Consider the following 17,754-nt stretch of genomic DNA (forward strand, 5'->3'; position numbering starts at 1 on the left):
AATGAGCGAAACACGAATTATCGCTATTGCAAACCAAAAGGGTGGAGTCGGAAAAACAACCACAGCTATTAATCTTGCTACAGCTTTAGCGGCTATTGGTGAAAATGTCCTTATTATGGATGTTGATCCACAAGGTAATGCTAGTACAGGTTTAGGGATTGATCGTAATAACCGTCCTTTATCTTCTTATGATGTTTTGGTTTCAGGTGTTTCAATTACACAAGCCGCTTTAAAAACAGCCGTACCCAATCTTTATATAGTTCCCTCTACACTTGATCTCTTAGGTGTGGAAATGGAAATTTCTTCATCAAAAGATCGCATACAACGCTTACGTAAAGCTCTCTATGATGATCCGGAAATGGAAAAAAAATTCAATTATATTTTAATTGATTGTCCACCATCGCTTAATCTTCTTACTCTTAATGCTATGGGAGCTGCAGATTCTGTTTTAGTGCCTATGCAATGTGAATTTTTAGCACTTGAAGGTTTAAGTCAATTACTTGAAACAGTAAAACAAGTGCGATCCGTACTTAATCCCTCTTTAGAAATTCAAGGTATCGTTCTAACAATGTATGATGGACGTAATAATCTTTCAAATCAAGTTGTTGAAGATGTACGCTCTTTTATGGGAGATAAAGTTTATCGTACTGTTATTCCACGAAATGTAAGAGTATCAGAAGCGCCTTCTTTTGGTAAACCTGTATTGCTTTACGATCTCAAATGTGCTGGTAGCCAAGCTTATTTACGTCTAGCATCTGAAATGATTCAACGTGAAAAACAAGCACGCGCTGCTGCTTAGAAATATAAAAAATAATCTAAAAATTCAAAGAGCAAAATTATGAATGATGATCTATCAAAAAAAAGACTAGGCCGTGGATTAGCAGCATTGATTGGAGATATCAATTTAAACAACAATTTTGCACGTTCACCAAGTTTTGATAAATTAACCGAATCCGGTAGCATTTCTGAACAGTTTATCCCTCTTGAATCTATTTCATGTAATCCTCATAATCCACGGCGTCATTTTACTGAAACAGAACTTGATAATTTGGCACAATCAATTCGTCAGCACGGTGTGGTTCAACCTGTTATTGTCAGACCTTTAAGAGATTATCCTCATCGGTTTGAATTGATCGCTGGTGAACGGCGTTGGCGTGCTGCACAACGTGCAAATTTAAGTCAATTACCTGTTATTGTTCGTGATGTAGATGATAAAACTGCTTTGGAATTGGCTATTATTGAAAATGTTCAGCGTGCAGATCTTAATCCTATCGAAGAAGCAAAGGGATATGAGATGCTTATAAATGAACACGGTTATACGCAAGTAGATTTAGCACAAGTTATAGGAAAAAGTCGTAGTCATGTTGCAAATACACTTCGTTTGTTAAAACTTCCAGAAAAGGTACAACAATTCTTAACTGATGGGCAACTTTCCGCAGGTCATGCACGTTGTCTTATAACCGTTGATAATCCACAAGATTTAGCTGAGAAAATTATTCGTGAAGGGCTTTCTGTACGTCAAACAGAAATACTTGCATATGAGCAAGCTAATCCTAAAACTAAAAAACGTACCAATATGGAGAAAGATGCTGAAACAAAATCTTTAGAAAAATTACTTGCAGATGTGATTGGAATGAAAGTTATTATTAGACATGGTAAAAAAGGTGGCGATTTAAAAATACATTACTCTTCATTAGAACAATTAGATGAAATTTGTCGACGTTTACAAAGTTAACCAATTGTTCTAAAAAGATTTTTTTAACAGTTATCTTTTAAAATTTTTATTATTCTATACATATGCTCTTTAGCAAATTCTATATTACTTGAAGGTAAAAAGTTTTTTTCATAAGTAGGATTTTCTTTATCAGTAAGTATATATAATGTCGCTTGAAGTGCGAAGTGAGCCACAACAAATTCTTTCGGTGTTATATTATTTTCTGTTAAAATATTTACAAGTTTTGGTTTACTAGAAATATAGGCAGTGTATTTTTCAATATTATCATTATAAGTATTGAGATCACTTTTTGTATTTGTTTGTTCTGGTTCTGAAGATAAATTTTTACATTCTGCTTTGATTTTTTCCAGCTTTAAAAGAAGATCTTCTGTTAAGGGATAATTTGCAATGAAAGGCGGTATAAAAGAAAGATCATCTATTTCTTGTTTTTTTTCTTGAGCGTATGATACAAAAGGAAAAATGCAGAAAAAGCACAATAGAATTTTAAACATGACTAAAAATTATCCTTTCTTTTTTGGATTTCAATAAATATTTTCTCGTCTATTATTCCTTATTGTTAGAAAAACATTTGTAAATATAATCGAAATAAAAACAATTATTAGGAATGATAAAAACACGGTGATTTTTTAATGCACGGACTTTTTTATTAGATTAATGGGATGATATTTTCTAACGTCTCATAACTGATTAGTTTCTCAAAATGAGTTCTTCACAGCTCTCTAAAAGAATTGTAGCTTTGTAAAAATGTTTTTTAACAAATTCAAGATTGTTTAGAAATATAGTATTTTTCTCAGTAGAATATTCCTTTTCAGGTACAAATATAAGAAGCGTTGATATTTCTTTAAGTGCTAAGGTTCCAGCAGCAAAATCTTTCGGTGTGATATTATTTTCTTTTAAAATATTCACAAGTTTTGGTTTACTAGAAATATAGGTAGTGTAGTTTTCAATACTAGAGTGGATACTAGAATCATAAGTGATAAGATGATTTTTTGTTTCTGGGAGTAAATTTTTACATTCTTTTTCAATTTTTTCCAGCTTTAAAAGAAAATCTTCTGTTAAGGGATAATTTGCAATGAGAGATGGTATAAGAGAAGAATTATCTGTTTCATTTTCCTCTGCCTTTGTTTGTTGAATATGTATCACGAAAAGAAAAAGGAGGAACAAACGTAATACGAACTTAAGCATGGTTAAAAATTATCCTTTCTTCTTCGAACTTCAGCAAAAACTTCTTCATCTGTTTCTTCTTCCATTCCAAGGTTTCTTCGCAACACACTATCATCCCAGCGGAGAAAGGGATTGGTGGATTTTTCTTGCCCTAAAGTAACAGGTAAAGTCATAGCGTTTTTTGCACGTAGCAAAAAAACTTCCTCTATTCTTTGGTGGAGTTTTTTATTATGTGGGTCAATTGTTAGTGCGAAAAGAGCATTATTTTTTGTATATTCATGTCCACAATAGAGAAGTGTTTTATCAGGAAGTTTACGAAGTTTTTTTAAAGAATTCAGCATTTGTGCTGGTGTTCCTTCGAAAAGACGTCCACAGCCCAATGAAAAAAGTGTATCTCCAGCAAAGAGTAAACTCTTTTCAGGAAAATAGTAAGATAATGCGCCTAAAGTATGACCAGGTGTTGAAAGAGCTAAAAGCAGGTGTGTGCCAAAGAAAAAACTTTCATCAGGCTGAAGTGTTTGATCAAGATGATTGATTTTTTCTTTTTCTGCTTCTGGCCCGATAACCGTAGCGTTGTAAACTTGTTTTAATTCTGATAGGGCTTCTACATGGTCGTGATGATGATGGGTTACAAAAATAGTGTTAAGTGTCCAATTGTGGCGCTTTAAAGCATTGTGAATCGCTTTACTTTCAGGAGCATCTATTGCAGCTGTCATACCACTTTTTTCATCATGAACGAGTACACCGAAATTATCTTTTCGACAGATAAACTGTTCAATCAACATATTTTTTCTCCTGAACAGTGTTTAGCGATGAATCTATAAAATAATCGGTAGTGGTGAATTTTTTAAGAATCAGATTTGTCCTCTTCTGTAAAAAGTCCTTCTGAATGTTTTATAATGATAGGCATTTGGGTAAGCATGAAAAGGACTGTTATAGGCATGACACCAAATACTTTGAAATTAGTCCAGAAATTATCGCTAAAATTGCGCCAAATGATTTCATTCAAAATAGCAAGAAAAACGAAAAAAAACGCCCAACGATAGGTCAGTTTTTGCCAACCTAAATCATCAAGTTTTAAGGTAGAATCAAAAGCATAACGTAAAAGTGGTTTTTTAAAAAACATCCCACCAAAAAGTATAAAAGCAAATAAGATATTAATGATTGTTGGTTTCATTTTTATGAAAGTTTCATTATGAAGCCAGAGAGTTAAAAAGCCAAAAACTAAAACAAATATTCCCGAAATAAGAGGCATAATAGGAATTTGTCTTACAAGTATCCATGATAAGCTTAGAGAAATAATAATCGCTCCCATGAAAATAGCTGTTGCAGGGAAAATAGGTTTGTTAAAATTTTGAAAAAATCCAATGTTTTTTATTAACCATTCTCCTTTGTAATTGGCAAAAAAGAAGGCAACTAATGGACCCATTTCCAAGAAAAACTTAAATTTGGGTGAGAGAGAAACTTTCTTATTATTATTCATATTTTTTTCAGAATTATTGTGTGAATTAGGATTAGACAAAGGCTGTTTCATGCGTGTTTTCCTGCGATAGTTTCGGCAAAGTCAGAAGCAGAAAAGGGTTGAAGATCTTCAATATCTTCTCCTATGCCGATAAAATAAACGGGTAATTTATATTTTGCTGCGATAGCGACAAGAATTCCTCCTCGTGCAGTCCCATCTAGCTTTGTCATGACTAAACCATTAACACCAGCAATATCGCGGAAAATATCCACTTGGTTGAGTGCATTTTGTCCGGTTGTTGCATCAAGCGTTTGAAGGATTGTATGGGGTGCTTGGGGGGTGTGTTTTTTTAAAACACGAATAATTTTTGCCAACTCATCCATTAATTCAGATTTATTTTGTAAACGTCCTGCTGTATCAATAATTAATATATCACTGTTTGCTTTTTTTGCTTTCTCAAAAGCATCAAAAGCTAAACTTGCGGCATCTGCACCCAATTTTGTCGAAATGACAGGAGAACCGGTGCGCTCACCCCAAATATGCAGTTGCTCAATAGCAGCGGCTCGGAAAGTATCACCAGCTGCAAGCATAACTTTTAATCCCCCTGCTGTTAATTTGGCTGCAAGTTTTCCAATAGTTGTCGTTTTTCCAGTGCCATTTACACCTACCAGCAAAATAACATGAGGCTTATGGCTAAGATCAAGTTCTAATGGTATTGCAACAGGTTCTAGAACTTTTTTTATCTCATCAGCTACAATAGTATGAATGTCATTTGGAGAGAGGTCTTTTCCATAACGGCTGGAAGATAAAGTATTTGTGATGCGTGTTGCCGTCTCTACACCTATGTCAGCTTGGATAAGAATATCTTCGAGCTCTTGCAATGTATCTTCATCAAGTTTTCTTTTAACAAAGAGATCGCCAATTGATCCGCTTAAGCGTTGTGAAGAAAGGGATAGACCTTTTTTTAGGCGCCCAAACCACGCTACCTTTTTTTGTTCAACAGAAGGTTCATATAAAATTTCTTCATTCTTTTTTTCACGGATGTTGTCTGTGACAATAATTTTACCAGAAAGGGGAATTTTATCAGAATGGGCTTCTAAAGATGAGGATTTTTCATCATATTTTGTAAGTATTGACTCTGGATTTTTTGTTTGTTCTTCTTTTTCTGTGTCTATAGAAACTTGGTTATTTTTTGTCTTTTCATTTTTGTCTTTATTTTCTTCTATTATATCGCTTTTATCAGGAATAGAAATCTGTTGTTCAATTTCTTGCTCTTGAGATTTGTTAAAAGAGAATATTTTTTTTATAAAAGATTTCGTCATAAGAATTTTCCTGCTCAAGCAGCGTTTAACTTTGGAGGGACAGCAATCAATTTATCGCCATCATGATCAACTATAAGGGCTTGAACAATTGTTCCTGCTTTTGCACCTTTAACTTGTACAAGAGTATAATCTTCTGTTCGTCCGATTTCATCTTTTTCAACGAGAATTGTTTGTAGACTGTTTTGTAAATGAGCAAGATGCTTTTGGTAAGCCATTTCACCTGCTTTACGCAATTTTTCAGCACGCATCTTAACTATTTTACGGTTTATTTGTGGCATACGTGCGGCAGGTGTTCCTTCTCTTGGACTAAAGGGGAAGACATGGAGATGGGTTAAATTACAATCTTTGATTAAAACAAGACTGTTTTGAAACATTTCTTCTGTTTCTGTAGGAAAACCAGCAATTAAGTCAGCACCATAAACCATTGTAGGACGTTTGGCACGCAATTCTTGGCAAAATTGAATGGCATGTTCGCGCAGATGACGCCGTTTCATCCGTTTTAAAATCATATTATCACCTGCTTGCAAAGATAAATGCAAATGGGGCATGATTCTTTTTTCATAAGCTAAAAGATTGATGAGTTCTTCGTCTGCTTCAATAGAGTCAATAGATGAGAGGCGTAAACGTGTTAAGTCAGGGACATGATGCAAAATTGCTGAAGTTAATTTTCCTAGAGTAGCTTTTCCAGGAAGATCGTGGCCATAACTTGTAAGGTCAACACCTGTAAGGACCACCTCTTGGATACCCCCACCTATAAGCTTTTTAATTTGTTCTATGACAGCACCCATGGGAACTGAACGAGATGGTCCTCGTCCATAAGGAATAATGCAAAATGTACAGCGATGATCACATCCGTTTTGTACTTGTACAAAAGCGCGGGTGCGCTCTTGCATTGCATTGACCATATGTGGAGCAATTTTTTGTACTTCCATAATGTCATTGATACGCACCTTTTCAGAATGATTAATACCAAAATCAGGAAGTTGACGATAAGAATGGGCGTGAAGTTTATCTTCGTTTCCTAAAACGAGATCCACTTCTGTCATTGAGGCAAAATTTTGTGCTTCTGTTTGGGCTGCACACCCTGTTACAATGATACGTGCACGGGGATTTTCACGTCGTGCTTTGCGGATAGCTTGTTTTGCTTGTCGTACAGCTTCGGCAGTGACAGCGCAGGTATTAAAAATAATCGCACCATCTTTGAGCTGCTCTAACCCTGAAGAAGTACTTTCTTTGCGAATGATTTCCGATTCGTAGCTATTGAGTCGACAACCAAAAGTTACAATTTCTATTGCCATCAGGAGTGATCCTTTTTGTAGTCCCCTGTTAAAGGGCTTAAAAAACCACTAAATTGATATTTTATTGGTCCTGTCATAATAATGTGATCGTCTTCTCGGTAAAAAATATTAAGTGTTCCCCTTGGTAAGTTTACATCGATATGGCGCTCTGTAAGACCACGTCGATAAGCAGCTACTGCACTTGCACAAGCAGCGCTCCCACATGCTTGTGTTAATCCAGCTCCTCTCTCCCATGTGCGTAAATTTAGACTTTTCTTTGACGTTATGCAAGCAATGGAAATATTGCACCGTTCAGGAAACAGGGGATCATGTTCAAGTTTGGGCCCATATTTTTCTAATGGAATATGTTCAATATCATTTTCAACAAAAAAGATAGCATGGAGATTGCCAATGGATATGAGACAAGCATCTTTTAGGGGACCAGCCGTAATTTCTACGTGATTGGTATCAACTATTTCACGTGAAACAGGCATCTCTTTTGCATTGAAGTTTGGGCATCCCATATCAACAGAAATGAGATTATCGGTTTGGTATTTCCCTTTAATAATTCCAGCGGGAGTTTCTAAATGAAATTTTTCACCAAAATTGTGATCTTTAAGCCATGCAATGACACAGCGGGTACCATTGCCACAAGCTTTAGCCATTGACCCGTCGGCATTCCATATTTCTATGCGGAAGTCGGCTTTTTTTTGGGTTGGTGTGTGGATAGCCATGATTTGATCAAAATGCATTTCAGGATCTGCTGATAAAGCAAGGATTGCTTGTGGTGTAAGAGCATGAGTGCTTTCACGCATATCAACAACAATAATTTGATTTCCAAGACCGTCCATTTTGCTAAATGGCGTTTTCATGAAACTTCTCTATTTCTAATGATTACTTATAAAAAAATATATGACTGAAAATATTATAAATTTCTAGTGTTTAATCAATATAAAAATGGGTACATAAATTATTTCGTTTAAAATAAGTAATTTTAACCTGTTTTTTTTAATTTGTTAATTTATCTTTGTAACCATAACAAATATTCACTTATTTTTTTTGTGAACTTATTTATTGTCATAGGAGAGAGTATAGATATGGCGTTTTCAAAAATTTCGTTTTTCGTTGCACTATCAACTGTAATGTTTTTAGGGGGATGTTCAACAACACGGTTTGACGGTAATGACGATGGTAACGCATTAGAAGTTTTTTATCCATCTCAACAAATGACAATATTGGAAGCGTCTGATCTCTCGTCTACTTCTTCGCCTATATCTGAAGATGCAAACGCTTCGATGTATGAAAAAGGAGATTCACAGAGCGATGGACGAATAGCTAGTCTCGAATTGCCAAGCAATGCCACTGATTTATTTCCTGCAAGTATTGCTGGGGTATGGAATCTTTCTATGGAAGGAAAAGTTTGCCGGATTGCAACGCCACAAACAAAGTTTGGACAAGGGTACCGTGCTGGTCCTTTACACTGTCCAGGAATTGCTTCCCAAGTGAGGTCGTGGGCTGTTAAAGGAAAAAGATTATATTTTTATAATAAATCTGGACGTGTTATCCTTGCTCTTTATTCTTCAAAAGTTGATCATTTTGAGGGACGTACACTTGATGATCATCCCGTTATTTTAAGTCGTTAATCATTTTTGATCGTTTATGACAAAATAAACTAGACGGACAGATTCGTGAAAAGTATTTGTATTTTTCATTGAGATCGGTTTGAAAAAGGTTTTTTGGATGATTCTCGTTTCAACACGTTATAAGGAGCTTGTCGATAAAGGAGAGGTTTGTTTCGATACCGCTCAATTAGCTATAACAGAAAATTTTGATCATTTATTAAAAAAAATTGCGGAACAAAATATCTCTCGTCCTTGGCCTTCTATATTTTGTTCTTTCTTTAATAGAATATTTAAAAGGAAAAAACGAAATATTTCTTGTGTTGTAAAACAAGGAGATGAAACAGGTTTTTTTCAGGGATTGTATATTTATGGTGAAGTAGGACGGGGCAAAACCATGCTGATGGATTTGTTCTTTTCTTGTTTGCCGAAAGGTCATAAAAAGCGTGCCCATTTTAATGATTTTATGGCTGATGTGCATGAGCGTATTAATTTTTATCGTCAATCATCTGGGTGTGCAAAATTTAAACAGGATAATCCTATTTTAGCTGTTGCTGAGGATCTAGCACGAGAAGCAAAGGTACTTTGTTTTGATGAGTTTAGTGTAACAGATATTGCTGATGCTATGGTGTTGGGGCGGCTTATTTCTGCATTGTTTGACAAAGGAATTTTCTTTATTGCCACCTCAAACGTGGCGCCGGATAACCTTTATTGTAACGGTTTAAATCGTGAACTCTTTTTACCTTTTATTCAGGTTTTAAAAGCATATGTTCGCGTTGTTAATCTTGATGCAAAAACAGATTATCGCCTTGAAAAATCAAATCTACAACAGGTGTATGTGTCGCCGTTGGGGGTTAAAGCAAATGAATATATGGATCAAGCATGGTCACTTGTATTACAAGGACATAAGGAGAGATCTGATGAGCTTTCTATAAAAGGGCGCTTTATTCCTATTCCGCGCTTTGGTGCAGGATGTGCACGTTTTGATTATGGGGATTTATGTGCAAAGCCTTTGGCCGCAGCTGAATATTTGTTATTAGGGGAGCGTTATCATACGATTTTTATTGATAATGTACCGGTCATGGATGATACATGTCGCAATGAAACAAAACGGTTTATTTTGCTTATTGATATTCTTTATGAGCGCCACATACGGTTGTTTATGTCGGCGGCGGCAGGGATAGGAGATTTGTATAAAGGGCATGCGCAGATTACGGAAACATTTGAATTTCAAAGAACACAATCACGTCTTTTCGAAATGCAAAGCTACGATTATTTAAAACTTTGGGAAGAACATTTTCTTTTGAAGAAGAAGCATTGATTATACTTTTACCTTTACGTAAACTGTAAAAACAATAACTTTTTGAAATTAAAGAAATATAATAATTCTGTTGTATTTTTTTTAAATTCACTTTATCGATACATCGTGATAATTTTCTAATAGTTGTTTCAGCGGAGGGTTGTTGTTTCTGTAAGGAGATAAATTTGTAAATTTCATTTCTTTACTCCTTTTTATGATATTGTTTGAATATGGTTGAAGTCAAAAATATTCAGTATACGGACGCTGATGGGTGTGCGCTGAATTATCTAAAAGTTAGGAAAAAATAAAATGGCACGAAAAAAAATAGCTCTCATTGGTTCAGGTATGATTGGTGGTACTTTAGCACATATTATTGGGCTTAAAGAGCTTGCTGATGTTATCTTATTTGATATTGCAGAAGGTGTACCTCAAGGTAAAGCTCTAGATATCGCCGAATCCTCACCTGTTGACGGTTTTGATATTAGTCTAAAAGGTGCTAATGCTTATGAAGCAATTGAAGGTGCTGATGTTGTTATTGTAACAGCAGGCGTTGCGCGAAAACCTGGTATGAGCCGTGATGAACTTTTGGGTATTAATTTAAAGGTTATGGAACAAGTTGGAGCTGGAATTAAAAAATACGCTTCTTCGGCGTTTGTTATTTGTATTACCAATCCCCTTGATGCGATGGTGTGGGCATTGCAGAAATTTTCAGGTCTTCCTACACATAAAGTGGTTGGTATGGCTGGTGTTCTTGATTCAGCGCGTTTTCGTCATTTCTTATCTGAGGAATTTAAGGTCTCTATTAAAGATGTGACAGCGTTTGTTTTAGGGGGTCACGGTGATACAATGGTTCCTCTCGTGCGTTATTCAACGGTTGGTGGTATTTCTTTGCCGGATCTTGTAAAGATGGGCTGGACAACACAGGAAAGAATTGATCAAATTATCCAGCGTACCCGTGATGGCGGTGCAGAAATTATTGGTTTGTTAAAAACAGGTTCTGCTTATTATGCACCAGCAGCTTCTGCTGTTTCTATGGCTGAGGCTTATCTAAAGGACACTAAGCGTGTTGTGCCTGTTGCAGCTTATCTTTCAGGGGAATATGGGGTTAATGATACCTACGTTGGTGTTCCTGTTGTACTTGGTGCAGGTGGTGTTGAAAGGGTCATTGAAATTGATCTTGATAAAGAAGAAAGAGGTGCTTTTGATCATTCAGTAAATGCGGTTAAAAAGCTTTGTGAAGCTTGTATTGCTCTTGTGCCTAGTCTCAAGTAAATTGAACAAGATTTAATTCATTAAATAAGTATTTAGAATATTAAAACTTTAGGATTAATAATGATCCATAAAAGAAAAGGACAAATGCATGAATATCCATGAGTATCAGGCCAAACGTCTGCTTCATGAATATGGAGCACCAATTGCAAATGGTGTCGCTGTTTATTCTGTAGAGCAAGCTGAAACATGGGCGGAAAAATTGCCCGGACCTCTCTATGTGGTTAAAAGTCAGATACACGCTGGTGGTCGTGGTAAGGGTAAGTTTAAAGAACTTGGTCCTGATGCAAAGGGTGGTGTTCGGCTTGCACAATCTGTTGAAGAAGTTGTTGCAAATGTTCAAGAAATGCTTGGAAAGACTTTGGTAACTAAACAAACTGGTCCAGAAGGTAAGCAGGTCAACCGCCTTTATATTGAAGACGGTGCCGATATTGAACGGGAGCTTTATCTTTCACTTTTGGTTGATCGTAGCGTTGGTCGAATTGCTTTTGTTGTTTCAACAGAAGGTGGAATGGATATTGAAACGGTTGCTGAAGAAACACCAGAAAAAATATTCACACTTCCCATTGATGCTGTAGAGGGTGTTACTTCTGCTGATTGTGCAAGACTTTGTGATGCGTTAAAACTACAAAGTAGTGCGCGAGAAGATGGTGAAAAGCTTTTTCCAATTCTCTATAAGGCATTTTGTGAAAAAGATATGAGCCTTTTAGAAATCAATCCGCTTATTGTGATGAAAGATGGTCACTTGCGTGTTCTTGATGCGAAAGTGTCTTTTGACAATAATGCTTTGTTTCGTCATCCAGATATTTTAGAATTGCGCGATCTTTCAGAAGAAGATCCAAAGGAAATAGAAGCATCAAAGCATGATCTTGCTTATGTTGCTCTTGAGGGTACGATTGGTTGCATGGTTAATGGTGCTGGGCTTGCTATGGCAACAATGGATATCATTAAGCTTTATGGAGCTGAGCCGGCAAATTTTTTGGATGTTGGTGGTGGGGCATCAAAAGAAAAGGTGACAGCAGCTTTTAAGATTATTACGGCCGATCCAAATGTTAAGGGCATTTTGGTTAACATTTTTGGTGGTATTATGCGTTGTGATGTTATTGCTGAAGGTGTGGTTGCTGCTGTTCGTGAGGTTGGTTTAAAAGTTCCCTTGGTTGTTCGTCTTGAAGGCACTAATGTTGATAAGGGTAAAGAAATTATCAATGAGAGTGGTTTGAATGTTATTCCTGCTGATGATTTAGATGATGCTGCCCAAAAAATTGTTGCAGCTGTGAAGGGAGCTTAAGCTATGTCAATTCTTGTGAATAAAAAGACAAAAGTTCTCGTTCAAGGGCTTACAGGAAAAACAGGAACATTTCATACAGAACAGGCGCTTGCTTATCATGGTACACAAATGGTTGGTGGCGTTAATCCTAAAAAGGGTGGAGAAACATGGGAAGGTTCAAAGGGCGAAACTCTTCCTATCTTTGCTAATGTTGCAGAAGCAAAAGAAAAAACAGGCGCGGATGCTTCCGTTATTTATGTTCCTCCTGCAGGGGCTGCGGCAGCTATTATAGAGGCTATTGAAGCTGAAGTTCGTTTAATTATCTGTATTACGGAAGGTATTCCCGTTATGGATATGGTTAAAGTGAAGGCGCGATTAGAAAACTCAAAGTCTCGTCTTATTGGTCCTAATTGCCCCGGTATTCTCACACCCAATGAATGTAAAATTGGTATTATGCCTGGTTCTATTTTTAGAAAAGGTTCTGTTGGAGTTGTCTCGAGGTCGGGAACTTTAACTTATGAAGCCGTTTTTCAAACGAGTCAGGAAGGTCTCGGACAAACAACTGCGATAGGGATTGGTGGTGATCCTGTTAAGGGTACTGAATTTATTGATGTGTTGGAAATGTTTTTAGCAGATGATGAAACCCAGTCTATTGTTATGATTGGTGAGATTGGTGGTTCTGCTGAAGAAGAAGCAGCACAGTTTTTGCAAGATGAAGCAAGAAAAGGTCGTAAAAAGCCAGTTGTTGGCTTTATTGCTGGCCGTACGGCTCCTCCAGGACGTACAATGGGACATGCTGGCGCTGTTATTTCTGGTGGTAAAGGTGGGGCAGAAGATAAAATTGCGGCAATGGAATCCGCCGGAATTCGGGTTTCTCCTTCACCATCACAGATAGGTAAGACTTTGATGTCAGTTTTAAAAGGCTAAAAGAAAATTTCACCTGAATAAGAATATGTTCTTATATTCAGGTGAAAAAAATTTGAATATAAAAAGGTAAAGCTTTTTTGAATGTTCGAACCCTCACTTGCTTTGTAAGCATTTAAAGGTCGAAAAGAGATATGAGGAGACGGAATAAATGTTCCGGAGAGGTATATGGCAAGGCAGGACGAGATAAATAGTCTTTTTGCACAGACGTCATTTCTTTATGGTGGGAATGCGGATTATATAGATCAACTTTATGCCCAGTATGAAAAAGATCCTACCAGTGTTGATTCACAGTGGCGTGCTTTTTTTGCAGGCCTTCATGATAACAAAGAAGATGTTCTCAAAAATGCTGAAGGAGCAACATGGCAACATGATCATTGGCCATTAAAGGCGGATGGCGAGTTGGTTTCTGCTCTTGATGGTGATTGGTCTTCTCTCGAAAAATATCTTGGTGATAAATTAAAAGAAAAAGCAGTAACGGGTGCTGCTCAAAAGGGAAGAATTTCCGGTGAACAAGATATTATTCGTGCAACACGTGATTCTGTTCATGCAATTATGATGATTCGTGCGTTTCGAGCACGGGGGCATCTCCATGCGCAGCTTGATCCTCTTAAATTGGCAGAAAAATTAGAGGATTATAAGGAACTTTCTCCAGAAGCTTATGGTTTTACTCCAGCTGATTATGAGCGTCCCATTTTTATTGATAATATTTTAGGGTTGGAATATGCAACTATTCCGCAAATGCTTGAGATTCTCAATCGTACCTATTGTTCAACAATCGGTGTGGAATATATGCATGTTTCTGATCCGGTTCAGAAAGCATGGCTTCAAGAACGCATTGAGGGGCGAGATAAGAAAATGGCTTTCACACAACAAGATAAGAAAGCTATCCTGAATAAGCTTATTCAGGCAGAAGGATTCGAACAGTTTTTAGACACTAAATATAAAGGTACGAAGCGTTTTGGACTCGATGGTGGTGAAGCGCTGATTCCTGCTCTTGAACAAATTATTAAATGTGGTAGTACTTTAGGGGTGCAAGAAGTTATTTTAGGAATGGCACATCGTGGTCGTTTAAATGTTCTTTCACAAGTTCTTGCCAAACCGCATAGAGCTATTTTTCATGAATTCAAAGGGGGATCTTATAAGCCTGATGATGTGGAGGGATCCGGTGATGTTAAATATCATTTGGGAACTACCGCTGATCTGAACTTTGATGGTAAAAAAGTTCACTTATCGCTGTTGGCTAATCCATCTCATCTTGAGATTGTTGATCCGGTTGTTATGGGGAAAGCACGTGCTAAACAAGATCAACTTGTAAGACCTACGCATACTGATTCACTCCCTTTAAGTGAGCGTTCAAAAGTGTTGCCATTGCTTATTCATGGTGATGCTGCTTTTGCAGGACAAGGTGTTATCCAAGAAACTTTTGGTCTTTCAGGTCTTAAAGGTTATCGTGTTGCAGGTTCACTTCATGTTATTATCAATAATCAGATTGGGTTTACAACATCTCCACATTTTTCACGTTCTTCGCCTTATCCATCAGATGTTGCAAAAATGATTGATGCACCAATTTTCCATGTGAATGGTGATGATCCTGAGGCTGTTGTTTTTGTTGCCAAAATAGCAACAGAGTTTCGTCAAATTTTCCATAAACCGGTGGTTATTGATATGTTTTGTTATCGCCGTTATGGACATAATGAAGGTGATGAACCTTCCTTTACACAGCCGCTTATGTATAAAGCAATTCGTAATCATAAAACAACTCTTCAACTCTATAGTGATCAATTGGTAGCAGAAGGAATGATTACTTCGGAAGAGATTGAGCAACAAAAAAAATTATGGCGCGATAAACTTGAAGGTGAACTTGAAGCAAGTGCTTCTTATAAACCTAATAAGGCTGATTGGCTTGATGGGAGCTGGACGGGACTCAAAGCTTTTAGTAGTTCTGATGAGCAGCATTCTAGAACAACCGGTGTTGAATTAAAAACTTTAAAGGAAATTGGTCAGAAACTTGTCGAAATTCCAGCAGATTTTCACGTTCACAAAACCATTCAACGTTTTTTAAATAATCGTGCTAAAATTTTTGAAACCGGTGAGGGGGTTGATTGGGCAACCGCTGAAGCTTTAGCTTTTGGTTCACTTTGTTTGGAAGGAGCGCCGGTTCGTCTTTCAGGTGAAGATGTTGAACGTGGAACTTTTTCACAACGTCATTCAGTTCTTTATGATCAAGAGAATGAAGCGCGTTATATTCCTTTGAATCATTTACAAAAAGGGCAAGCGCTTTATGACGTTGTTAATTCTATGCTTTCTGAAGAAGCTGTTCTTGGTTTTGAATATGGATATTCTCTTGCTGAACCACGAGGGTTAACACTTTGGGAAGCACAATTTGGTGATTTCTCTAATGGTGCACAGGTCATTTTTGATCAATTTATTTCATCCGCAGAGCGTAAGTGGCTTCGTATGTCTGGTCTTGTGTGTTTATTGCCTCATGGTTTTGAAGGGCAAGGGCCGGAGCATTCTTCTGCACGTTTAGAACGGTTTCTTCAACTTTGTGCGGAAGATAATATGCAGGTTGCTAATTGTACAACCCCTGCAAATTATTTTCATATTTTGCGTCGACAAATTAAGCGTGATTTCCGTAAGCCATTGATTTTGATGACACCGAAATCACTTTTACGTCATAAGCGAGCGGTTTCTCTTCTCAATGAAATGGGGCCAGAAACAAATTTCTGTCGTGTGTTGCTTGATGATGCAGAATGTCTCAAAGATTCTGTCATTAAGTTGCAAAAAGATAATAAAATTCGCCGTGTCGTTCTTTGTACTGGTAAGGTTTATTACGACCTTTATGAAGAACGTGAAAAAAAGGGTATCGATGATGTTTACCTCCTTCGTATTGAACAGCTTTATCCTTTCCCTGCAAAAGTTTTGGTGAATGTGTTGTCGCGCTTTTTGCAGGCAGAAGTTTTTTGGTGCCAAGAGGAACCAAAAAACATGGGGGCTTGGTCATTTATTGAGCCTTATTTGGAATGGGTTTTGACGCATATTAATGCGCAATATTCACGTGCTCGTTATGCAGGTCGTCCTGCGAGTGCGTCACCGGCCTCTGGGTTAATGGTGAAACACCTTGAACAACTGGCTGCGTTTCTTAAAGACGCGTTAGGTTCTTAATTTATTACTACTCTGAATGTATGGAAAAATATTATGACTACTGAAATTCGTGTTCCTACTTTGGGCGAATCGGTTACCGAAGCAACGGTTGGTAAATGGTTTAAAAAACTTGGCGAAGCTGTCGCTATGGATGAGCCTTTGGTTGAATTAGAAACTGATAAGGTAACCGTTGAAGTTCCTTCTCCTGTTGCTGGAAAATTATCTGAAATCATTGCAAAAGAAGGCGATACGGTTGAAGTAAATGCTCTTTTAGGAGTGGTGAAAGCTGGAGAAGCTGGTGTCTCCCAATCATTTTCACCTTCTGCTACACTTGTTCCAGCGCCTTCATCTGAATCGGAGAAACCTGCTTTGAGCAGTGCAATGCCTCCTTCTCCTTCAGCAGCAAAATTGATGGCTGAAAATAATGTTGCAAAAAGCGATATTTCAGGTTCTGGAAAACGTGGACAAATTCTTAAAGAAGATGTTCTTGGTGGATTAAAACAAAGTACAAATGCCCCTACACCCTCTTCTTCTGCGACGAGTTCTTCGACAACTCCTGTCCAAGAAACACGTGAAGAGCGGGTTCGTATGACGAAATTGCGTCAAACAATTGCTCGCCGTCTTAAAGATGCACAAAATGTAGCAGCAATGTTAACCACATTTAATGAGGTTGATATGTCAGCGGTGATGGATTTGCGCAAGCGTTATAAGGATCTTTTTGAAAAGAAACATGGTGTTAAGCTTGGTTTTATGGGTTTTTTTACCAAGGCTGTTTGTCATGCATTAAAAGAACTTCCTGCTGTTAATGCCGAGATTGATGGGACAGATATTGTTTACAAAAACTATGTCAATGTTGGAATTGCTGTTGGAACGGATAAAGGGCTTGTTGTTCCAGTGGTGCGAGATGCAGATCAAATGTCATTGGCAGAGATTGAAAAAGAGATTGGTCGTTTGGGGCGTCTTGCGCGTGATGGAAAATTAGCCGTTTCTGATATGCAAGGTGGAACTTTTACCATTACCAATGGTGGTGTGTATGGATCGTTGATGTCAACACCGATTTTGAATGCACCACAATCTGGTATTTTGGGAATGCACGCGATTAAAGAGCGAGCAATGGTTGTTGAGGGCCAAGTTGTGATCCGCCCCATGATGTATTTAGCGCTTTCTTATGATCACCGTATTGTGGATGGGCAAGAGGCTGTAACTTTCCTTGTGCGTGTTAAGGAAAGCTTAGAAGATCCGGAACGCCTTGTTCTTGATTTGTAAAA

Annotated in this window: 16 protein-coding genes; 9 read left to right on the forward strand and 7 right to left on the reverse strand. The window is 37.4% G+C overall.

Going from position 1 to position 17,754, the window contains the following annotated elements; genetic code table 11:
- Position 1: 1 nt before the first annotated feature.
- Both ACFIJL_RS00750 and ACFIJL_RS00755 read left to right on the forward strand, forming a co-directional pair.
- On the forward strand, positions 2–799 hold the full coding sequence (locus tag ACFIJL_RS00750; protein WP_375622060.1) for a ParA family protein: 798 nt from the start codon (positions 2–4) through the stop codon (positions 797–799).
- 39 nt (positions 800–838) lie between these two features.
- A complete protein-coding gene (locus ACFIJL_RS00755; RefSeq protein ID WP_375622061.1) occupies positions 839–1,735 on the forward strand; it encodes a ParB/RepB/Spo0J family partition protein in 897 nt (298 codons plus the stop codon).
- A gap of 23 nt (positions 1,736–1,758) precedes the next feature.
- Here ACFIJL_RS00755 and ACFIJL_RS00760 read toward each other — a convergent pair whose 3' ends face one another.
- From ACFIJL_RS00760 to dapF, 7 genes are all read right to left on the reverse strand, one after another.
- Positions 1,759–2,226, reverse strand: coding sequence for a hypothetical protein (locus tag ACFIJL_RS00760; RefSeq protein ID WP_375622062.1), 468 nt, complete (start codon positions 2,224–2,226; stop codon positions 1,759–1,761).
- 196 nt (positions 2,227–2,422) lie between these two features.
- On the reverse strand, positions 2,423–2,920 hold the full coding sequence (locus tag ACFIJL_RS00765) for a hypothetical protein (RefSeq protein ID WP_375622063.1): 498 nt from the start codon (positions 2,918–2,920) through the stop codon (positions 2,423–2,425).
- 2 nt (positions 2,921–2,922) lie between these two features.
- Positions 2,923–3,684, reverse strand: a complete 762-nt coding sequence (gene gloB, locus ACFIJL_RS00770; RefSeq protein ID WP_375622064.1) for a hydroxyacylglutathione hydrolase — start codon at positions 3,682–3,684, stop codon at positions 2,923–2,925.
- Between the two features lie 62 nt (positions 3,685–3,746).
- A complete protein-coding gene (locus ACFIJL_RS00775; protein ID WP_375622065.1) occupies positions 3,747–4,433 on the reverse strand; it encodes a septation protein A in 687 nt (228 codons plus the stop codon).
- Complete coding sequence (gene ftsY, locus ACFIJL_RS00780; RefSeq protein ID WP_375622066.1) at positions 4,430–5,683, reverse strand: signal recognition particle-docking protein FtsY; 1,254 nt, start codon at positions 5,681–5,683, stop codon at positions 4,430–4,432. The genes ACFIJL_RS00775 and ftsY overlap by 4 nt, the downstream gene beginning before the upstream one ends.
- A gap of 14 nt (positions 5,684–5,697) precedes the next feature.
- Complete coding sequence (gene mtaB, locus ACFIJL_RS00785) at positions 5,698–6,981, reverse strand: tRNA (N(6)-L-threonylcarbamoyladenosine(37)-C(2))-methylthiotransferase MtaB (RefSeq protein ID WP_375622067.1); 1,284 nt, start codon at positions 6,979–6,981, stop codon at positions 5,698–5,700.
- The gene (dapF, locus tag ACFIJL_RS00790) at positions 6,981–7,832 is read right to left on the reverse strand and encodes a diaminopimelate epimerase (RefSeq protein ID WP_375622068.1); all 852 of its coding nucleotides are present in this window, start codon (positions 7,830–7,832) and stop codon (positions 6,981–6,983) included. The genes mtaB and dapF overlap by 1 nt, the downstream gene beginning before the upstream one ends.
- 225 nt (positions 7,833–8,057) lie before the next feature.
- Between dapF and ACFIJL_RS00795 the strand changes: the two genes are divergently transcribed.
- The 7 genes from ACFIJL_RS00795 to odhB all read left to right on the forward strand — a co-directional run bounded on the left by ACFIJL_RS00795 (position 8,058) and on the right by odhB (position 17,752).
- Positions 8,058–8,603 (forward strand): AprI/Inh family metalloprotease inhibitor, encoded by a 546-nt coding sequence (locus ACFIJL_RS00795; protein ID WP_375622069.1) that lies wholly within the window; start codon positions 8,058–8,060, stop codon positions 8,601–8,603.
- A 97-nt stretch (positions 8,604–8,700) separates the two neighbouring features.
- A complete protein-coding gene (gene zapE, locus ACFIJL_RS00800; RefSeq protein WP_375622070.1) occupies positions 8,701–9,900 on the forward strand; it encodes a cell division protein ZapE in 1,200 nt (399 codons plus the stop codon).
- Between the two features lie 288 nt (positions 9,901–10,188).
- Positions 10,189–11,151, forward strand: a complete 963-nt coding sequence (gene mdh, locus ACFIJL_RS00805) for a malate dehydrogenase (RefSeq protein WP_375622071.1) — start codon at positions 10,189–10,191, stop codon at positions 11,149–11,151.
- Between the two features lie 88 nt (positions 11,152–11,239).
- On the forward strand, positions 11,240–12,436 hold the full coding sequence (sucC, locus tag ACFIJL_RS00810) for an ADP-forming succinate--CoA ligase subunit beta (RefSeq protein ID WP_375622072.1): 1,197 nt from the start codon (positions 11,240–11,242) through the stop codon (positions 12,434–12,436).
- 3 nt (positions 12,437–12,439) lie between these two features.
- The gene (gene sucD, locus ACFIJL_RS00815) at positions 12,440–13,342 is read left to right on the forward strand and encodes a succinate--CoA ligase subunit alpha (protein ID WP_375622073.1); all 903 of its coding nucleotides are present in this window, start codon (positions 12,440–12,442) and stop codon (positions 13,340–13,342) included.
- A 165-nt stretch (positions 13,343–13,507) separates the two neighbouring features.
- Complete coding sequence (locus ACFIJL_RS00820) at positions 13,508–16,507, forward strand: 2-oxoglutarate dehydrogenase E1 component (RefSeq protein WP_375622074.1); 3,000 nt, start codon at positions 13,508–13,510, stop codon at positions 16,505–16,507.
- 33 nt (positions 16,508–16,540) lie between these two features.
- A complete protein-coding gene (gene odhB, locus ACFIJL_RS00825; RefSeq protein WP_375622075.1) occupies positions 16,541–17,752 on the forward strand; it encodes a 2-oxoglutarate dehydrogenase complex dihydrolipoyllysine-residue succinyltransferase in 1,212 nt (403 codons plus the stop codon).
- Positions 17,753–17,754: the final 2 nt, after the last annotated feature.

Origin of the sequence: Bartonella sp. TT119HLJHH (assembly GCF_042193385.1) — a bacterium.
In the GTDB taxonomy this organism is placed as follows: domain Bacteria; phylum Pseudomonadota; class Alphaproteobacteria; order Rhizobiales; family Rhizobiaceae; genus Bartonella.

Coding starts and splice junctions, on each gene's coding strand:
- mtaB (WP_375622067.1), bottom strand. CDS start 6,981: ATGGCAATAGAAATTGTAACTTTTGGTTGTCGACTCAATAGCTACGAA.
- dapF (WP_375622068.1), bottom strand. CDS start 7,832: ATGAAAACGCCATTTAGCAAAATGGACGGTCTTGGAAATCAAATTATT.
- ftsY (WP_375622066.1), bottom strand. CDS start 5,683: ATGACGAAATCTTTTATAAAAAAAATATTCTCTTTTAACAAATCTCAA.
- ACFIJL_RS00775 (WP_375622065.1), bottom strand. CDS start 4,433: ATGAAACAGCCTTTGTCTAATCCTAATTCACACAATAATTCTGAAAAA.
- mdh (WP_375622071.1), top strand. CDS start 10,189: ATGGCACGAAAAAAAATAGCTCTCATTGGTTCAGGTATGATTGGTGGT.
- ACFIJL_RS00750 (WP_375622060.1), top strand. CDS start 2: ATGAGCGAAACACGAATTATCGCTATTGCAAACCAAAAGGGTGGAGTC.
- ACFIJL_RS00820 (WP_375622074.1), top strand. CDS start 13,508: ATGGCAAGGCAGGACGAGATAAATAGTCTTTTTGCACAGACGTCATTT.
- odhB (WP_375622075.1), top strand. CDS start 16,541: ATGACTACTGAAATTCGTGTTCCTACTTTGGGCGAATCGGTTACCGAA.
- ACFIJL_RS00760 (WP_375622062.1), bottom strand. CDS start 2,226: ATGTTTAAAATTCTATTGTGCTTTTTCTGCATTTTTCCTTTTGTATCA.
- gloB (WP_375622064.1), bottom strand. CDS start 3,684: ATGTTGATTGAACAGTTTATCTGTCGAAAAGATAATTTCGGTGTACTC.
- zapE (WP_375622070.1), top strand. CDS start 8,701: ATGATTCTCGTTTCAACACGTTATAAGGAGCTTGTCGATAAAGGAGAG.
- sucD (WP_375622073.1), top strand. CDS start 12,440: ATGTCAATTCTTGTGAATAAAAAGACAAAAGTTCTCGTTCAAGGGCTT.
- ACFIJL_RS00795 (WP_375622069.1), top strand. CDS start 8,058: ATGGCGTTTTCAAAAATTTCGTTTTTCGTTGCACTATCAACTGTAATG.
- ACFIJL_RS00755 (WP_375622061.1), top strand. CDS start 839: ATGAATGATGATCTATCAAAAAAAAGACTAGGCCGTGGATTAGCAGCA.
- ACFIJL_RS00765 (WP_375622063.1), bottom strand. CDS start 2,920: ATGCTTAAGTTCGTATTACGTTTGTTCCTCCTTTTTCTTTTCGTGATA.
- sucC (WP_375622072.1), top strand. CDS start 11,240: ATGAATATCCATGAGTATCAGGCCAAACGTCTGCTTCATGAATATGGA.